This window comes from Mesorhizobium sp. M1E.F.Ca.ET.063.01.1.1 (genome assembly GCF_003998155.1).
Classification (GTDB): domain Bacteria; phylum Pseudomonadota; class Alphaproteobacteria; order Rhizobiales; family Rhizobiaceae; genus Mesorhizobium.
Genome location: NZ_RZSC01001121.1, coordinates 1 through 1379 on the forward strand (window position 1 = coordinate 1; position 1379 = coordinate 1379).

At 60.8% G+C, this 1379-nt stretch carries 3 protein-coding genes; 2 read left to right on the forward strand and 1 reads right to left on the reverse strand.

From position 1 onward, the window contains the following. Positions 1-386: MFS transporter (locus EOA29_RS36550; RefSeq protein WP_127222399.1), on the reverse strand; the 386-nt coding region annotated here is incomplete at its 3' end. A 216-nt stretch (positions 387-602) separates the two neighbouring features. Between EOA29_RS36550 and EOA29_RS36555 the strand changes: the two genes are divergently transcribed. Both EOA29_RS36555 and EOA29_RS36560 read left to right on the forward strand, forming a co-directional pair. Further along, entirely contained in the window at positions 603-848 is a 246-nt protein-coding gene (locus EOA29_RS36555) for a type II toxin-antitoxin system prevent-host-death family antitoxin (RefSeq protein ID WP_126095931.1), read from the forward strand. Next, entirely contained in the window at positions 845-1294 is a 450-nt protein-coding gene (locus tag EOA29_RS36560; RefSeq protein WP_126094268.1) for a PIN domain-containing protein, read from the forward strand. The genes EOA29_RS36555 and EOA29_RS36560 overlap by 4 nt, the downstream gene beginning before the upstream one ends. Positions 1295-1379 lie beyond the last annotated feature (85 nt).

Below are 1379 nucleotides of genomic sequence, written 5' to 3' on the forward strand. Positions count from 1 at the left end.
GCCGCGACGAGTTCGTTCTTCGGCGTCGCACGCACCAGCACCAGGCGCCCGACCGGCGTCATCATGGCGCCGCCCATGCCCTGCAGGAAGCGCGACACCACGAAGGCCGGCAGCGAATTGGCAAAGGCGCAGGCGACCGAACCGGCGATGAAGACGGCGATCGCGGCGCGGAACACGTTCTTGGCTCCGAACCGGTCCGCCATCCAGCCGCTGATCGGAATGAAGATCGCCAGCGACACCAGATAGGCCGTCAGCGCCAGCTTGAGCGCGATCGGGCTGGTATGGATGTCAATGGCGATCGCCGGCAGCGAGGTCGCGATCACGGTCGAATCCATGTTCTCCATGAAAAGTGCGACCGCCAGGATGAGCGGGATGATGCGGTTCAAGGGAGCGCCCTGATTTGTCTGCGCGATTCTCGATGCCAGGCTGGGGGCAAGCCGGCACGCCCCGGGCGGTATCACGCATTGGCCCGGATGTCGCATTAAATTGCTGTCACTTTTGTGCGATCGCAACCACTGGTAGCCGTTGTGATCCCGCAATGGCTTGCTAAATGCGGACTCAATCACTATTGTAGTGAAAATAACTACATGGCAGGCGCAACCATGGATGAAACCGTTTCGGCAGCCGATGCCAACCGCAGATTCTCTCACATTCTACGTGAGGTGCGCGAGGGCCACAGCTACGTCGTGACCAGCCATGGGCGGCCGGTGGCGCGGATCGTGCCTGCGGAAAAGCACGAGGGCGTGGCCTCCCGCTCGCGCGCGGCATTGCTGTCGCGCCTCCAACGGCAGCCGATCGTCGATGCCGGAAGCTGGACCCGCGATGAGCTTTATGAGGACGATCTGTGAAGGTCGCGATCGACACCAACGTCCTTGCCTATGCAGAGGGCGTTAACAACGCGCAGAAACGCGACGTCGTTCTCGAACTGCTAGGCAATGTCCCACAAGAGGCTGCCGTTGTTCCGGTCCAGGTGCTGGGGGAGCTGTTTAATGTCCTTGTCCGTAAGGCCGGAAGGTCGCCCCAGGAGGCTCAGGAGGCGCTGCTTAGCTGGCGCGACGCGTTCCCGGTTGCTGGAACGACGCCGGAAGTGATGATGATGGCCGTCGATCTTGCTGCGGACCATCGTTTCGGTATCTGGGATGCTGCAATTCTTTCCACTGCTTCGCAAACGGGTTGCCGGCTGCTCCTGTCAGAAGACCTGCAGAACGGCTTCACCTGGGGTGGTGTAACCGTGGTCAATCCTTTTGCGTCGCCACGTCACGCTTTGCTAGATGCTCTCCTGGGTGCGGAATAGAAGCTGAAGCGTCTCGCAACGACCGGCTTTTCAACCGCAACAGGACGTGTTACCAGCCAGCGCCAATCCTGAAAGGGAAGATGAG

What these genes read in the sequence shown, in the direction of transcription:
- EOA29_RS36555 (WP_126095931.1), top strand. Translation starts at nt 603, where the DNA reads ATGGATGAAACCGTTTCGGCAGCCGATGCCAACCGCAGATTCTCTCAC.